This window comes from Mycobacterium sp. ABE4_509, from assembly GCF_056160785.1.
Window position 1 is genome coordinate 1 of the sequence record NZ_JBSWXU010000245.1, and the last position, 3848, is coordinate 3848.

At 71.4% G+C, this 3848-nt stretch carries 6 protein-coding genes; 3 read left to right on the top strand and 3 right to left on the bottom strand.

The annotated features are described in order from the left end of the window. Nucleotides 1-185: 185 nt before the first annotated feature. Nucleotides 186-428 carry an Lrp/AsnC ligand binding domain-containing protein gene (locus ACXAID_RS27315; RefSeq protein ID WP_475025303.1) on the bottom strand — a complete coding sequence of 81 codons (243 nt, stop codon included), beginning with the start codon at nt 426-428 and terminating at the stop codon, nt 186-188. A 116-nt stretch (nt 429-544) separates the two neighbouring features. Here ACXAID_RS27315 and ACXAID_RS27320 point away from each other — a divergent pair, with 116 nt between their 5' ends. Together ACXAID_RS27320 and ACXAID_RS27325 are read left to right on the top strand one after the other, a co-directional pair. Then, nucleotides 545-1510, top strand: coding sequence for a thiamine-phosphate kinase (locus ACXAID_RS27320; protein WP_475025304.1), 966 nt, complete (start codon nt 545-547; stop codon nt 1508-1510). A gap of 28 nt (nt 1511-1538) precedes the next feature. Continuing rightward, on the top strand, nt 1539-2216 hold the full coding sequence (locus ACXAID_RS27325; RefSeq protein ID WP_475025305.1) for a uracil-DNA glycosylase: 678 nt from the start codon (nt 1539-1541) through the stop codon (nt 2214-2216). Nucleotides 2217-2455: 239 nt separating this feature from the next. On the opposite strand, the gene ACXAID_RS27330 is transcribed toward ACXAID_RS27325, so the two are convergent. Both ACXAID_RS27330 and rpmB read right to left on the bottom strand, forming a co-directional pair. Beyond that, nucleotides 2456-2767, bottom strand: coding sequence for a hypothetical protein (locus ACXAID_RS27330; protein WP_475025306.1), 312 nt, complete (start codon nt 2765-2767; stop codon nt 2456-2458). Between the two features lie 130 nt (nt 2768-2897). Then, nucleotides 2898-3092 carry a 50S ribosomal protein L28 gene (rpmB, locus tag ACXAID_RS27335; RefSeq protein WP_152516595.1) on the bottom strand — a complete coding sequence of 65 codons (195 nt, stop codon included), beginning with the start codon at nt 3090-3092 and terminating at the stop codon, nt 2898-2900. Nucleotides 3093-3347: 255 nt separating this feature from the next. Here rpmB and ACXAID_RS27340 point away from each other — a divergent pair. Continuing rightward, on the top strand, nt 3348-3848 hold a 501-nt coding region (locus ACXAID_RS27340; protein ID WP_475025307.1), incomplete at its 3' end, for a DAK2 domain-containing protein.

Sequence of the window (3848 nt, forward strand, 5' to 3'; positions counted from 1 at the left end):
AGTCGGCACCGTCGGCCTGCGGCGCGGGCACCGAGGAGATCCCCACCGGGGCCGGGGCGGGCCGGCGTTGCTGCACCGCGGCGACCGCGAGCACCGCGACGACGGCGCCGACGGCCACGATGAGTGCGACGATCAACACCGCCCGCGGGGGTCCGTCACCGGCCTGGGTGCTCACCCACCAAACTCTAGGGCTGCACTCCGTCGGCGATCGGGCAGGTCAGCGTCCGGGTGATGCCGGGCACCTGCTGAACGCTGGGCACCACCGAAGACTGCAGATCAGCCAGCGTGTCCGCGCCCACGCGGACCACGACGTCGTACGGACCGGTCACGTACTCCGACGACAGCACCCCGGTCAGCCCCGCGAGCTGCTTGGCGATGACTTCGGCGCGACCGACCTCGGTCTGGATGAGAACGAAAGCCTCGACCACGCCGCAATACCTCCATCTGGCTGCATAGACTCCACGCCGCAGGGAACAAAAGTACCGCAGGTGGGCCGAGCGTTCAGGCCACGGCGGCAGCGCGGCGATGACGAGAGGATCCACACATGGCGGGCGATCCCTCCGACGCGACGCTGGCGGGGTCGGGTGAGTTCACCGTCATCGACCGGTTGGTGGCGGGCCGGCGGCAGCCGCCGTGGGTCAGTCTGGGTCCCGGTGACGACGCCGCTGTCGTCGCGGCCCCCGACGGCCGGACCGTGGTGAGCACCGACATGCTCGTCGAGAGGCGACATTTCCGTCTGGAATGGTCCACTCCGAAGGATGTGGGTCGAAAGGCCATCGCGCAGAACGCGGCCGACATCGAGGCGATGGGGGCCCGCGCGACCGCCTTCGTGGTGGGATTCGCCGCGCCGGGTGAGACGGACACCGCGCGGGCCGTCGAGCTCGCCGACGGGATGTGGCACGAGGCGGGACTGCTGGGGGCGGGGATAGTCGGGGGCGACCTGGTGTCCGCGCCGCAATGGGTGATCTCGGTGGCCGCACTCGGTGACCTCGGTGGGCGCGAGCCGGTGCGCCGAGGTGGCGCCCAGCCCGGCGACACCGTCGCGGTGGTCGGTCATCTCGGTCAGTCCCAGGCCGGATATGTGTTGTGGTGCAACGCTATCAGCGGATTCCCCGAGCTGCGGCAGCGTCATCTGGTGCCGGAGCCGCCCTATGGCCAGGGGGAGCTGGCGGCGCGGGCGGGCGCGACGTCGATGACCGATGTCTCCGACGGTCTGCTCGCCGACCTCGGGCACATCGCCACGGCTTCGGGGGTGGTGCTCGACGTATCGCTGGAGGCGCTGGGCGCGGATGTCCAGGCCGTCGCCGAGGCGGCTGCCGCGGCCGGCGCAGACGCCCGCCAGTGGGTGCTCGGCGGCGGTGAGGACCATGCGCTGGTGGCCACGTTCCCCGGCGAGCCGCCGTCAGGCTGGCGCGCGATCGGCCGGGTCGCCGAGCCGGTCGCCGGCACCTCCGGGGTGACCGTCGACGGCGCGCCGTGGACGGGTATCGCGGGTTGGGAGTCGTTCTGAGGCGGCGGGCACGCTAGGTTGGCCTGTCGTGACAGCACGACCCCTGCCCGAGTTGGTCGACGACGCCTGGGCCCGCGCCCTGCAACCGGTGGAAGCGCAGGTCGCCAAGATGGGCGAATTCCTGCGCACGGAACTGGCCGCCGGTCACCGCTACCTGCCCGCCGGGCCGAACGTGTTGCGTGCGTTCACCTTCCCGTTCGATAAGGTGCGCGTACTCATCGTCGGCCAAGACCCCTACCCGACACCCGGACACGCCGTCGGGCTGAGTTTCTCGGTGGCGCCCGACGTGCGGCCGTTGCCGCGCAGCCTGGACAACATCTTTACCGAGTACCGCGCCGACCTGGGCCACCCGGCGCCGTCCAGCGGTGACCTGACCCCCTGGTCCGAACAGGGTGTGATGTTGCTCAACAGGGTGCTCACGGTGCGCCCGGGCAGCCCGGCCTCGCACCGCGGCAAGGGGTGGGAAGTCGTCACCGAATGCGCGATCCGGGCGCTGGTGGCGCGCGAGCAGCCGCTGGTGGCGGTGCTGTGGGGCCGCGACGCCGGCACGCTCAAGCCGATGCTGGGCGACACCGTGACGATCGAGTCGGCCCATCCTTCCCCGCTCTCGGCGTCGCGGGGCTTCTTCGGCTCGCGGCCCTTCAGTCGCGCGAACGAACTGCTGGAGAAGATGGGCGCCGATCCGGTGGACTGGCGGCTGCCGTGACAACCGGCCCGGAAGCCGCATCGCGGGCGGTCACGTCCCGACGGGGATTCGTACGCAGGTCGGGCGTCACCGTGTTGGTGGTCGGCGTCCTGTTCGGGGCCACGGGCTGCTTCGACGACTTCGTCTGGCCGCCGACCGACATGCCACCACCCGCGACGGAGGCTCCCTAGGCCGGGGCGGCCGCACCGCCGGAGAAGGCGGAGCGGCCGCGCCCGGTCGGCCGTGGCGGCCTCACCGCATCAGGGCACCGGAGACGGCGTCACCTCGGGCATGTCGGGCATCTCGGGCGACGGCACGTCGATATCCGGTGAGGGCACGTCGATGCTCGGAGACGGGACGCTGATCTCCGGTGAGGGCACCTCGATGGTGTTTTCGCCCTCGGCCGGTTCCGTCGTCTCCACCGGTTGCGAGGTCTCCGACGTCGTCTCGGTGGTCTCGGGCGTCGTCTCGGTGTCGGTGGCTGAGTCGTCGCCACACGCCGTCAGCAACCATCCCGCGGCGAGTGCCCCGGAGACAGCGATCAGAGCGTGGCGAGCGATTCCGGCGTGCATCATTGAAAACCATTCCCGTCCGGCCGGGCCTGGTGCCCGGCCTCAGGGAGAGGCGGTACCCGATGGGTTCGCAGTCAAACGACCGACCGTGGTGCCGCGCAGCAGCGTCGGCCGTGGCCGAGGGCGCGGACTAACCGCGGCTGACCTTGCCGGCCTTCAGGCAGGAAGTGCACACGTTGACGCGCTGCTTGTTGCCGCCCGGGCGCGTCACAGCGCGCACCGACTGGATGTTCGGATCCCACCGACGGCTGGTCCGGCGATGGGAGTGTGACACCGACTTACCGAAGCCGGGGCCCTTCCCGCAGATCTCGCACACGGCAGCCATATGTAGAACTCCTCGAATCAGTACGTGGGGGTCTGGGTCCTGGGGCCGCAGGTAGCCGCGGCTCGACCCGACAACCCGACCAGAATACCGGCCATCGCAGGTATCGCCAAAATCGGCCGCAATGGGCCCATCCACGGCCCCATCCACAGCCCGGGCCCGGCGGATCGCGGCGGTGTCCGCGGCACTGGCTAGGCTGGCGCCCACGGCGGCAGCATACGGCGGCGTCGCCGGCGTAGTGCGCGTGTGGAGGTGGGGATGTCGGCTGGGGTGCTCGACGCGTCAGCCCTGCGGCGCTGGGCTCATTCCGCGGTCGCCGACCTGATCACCCACACCGACGAGATCAACCAGCTCAACGTGTTCCCCGTCGCCGACGCCGACACCGGTACGAACATGCTTTTCACCATGCGGGCGGCCTGGGCACAGGCGGATGCTGCCGGCGCTGAGGACCCCGTCGACGACGTCGCAGCGGTGGCGGCCCGGATGGCCGAGGGGGCGTTGCGCGGCGCCCGGGGCAATTCGGGTGTGATCCTGTCGCAGATCCTGCGCGGTTTCGCCGACGTGACCGCCGCGGCGGCCGAGGACCGCGGTGGCGCGGTGTCCGACATCGACGGCCCGCTGCTGGCCGCGGCGTTGCGGCACGCGGTCAGCCTGGTGGTGACCTCGATGGGCGAGGCCGTGGCGGGCACCATCGTGTCGGTGCTGCAGGAGGCGGCCGGCGCCGCCGAGGACGCGGTCGCCGACCGGGCGGTGCTGGCC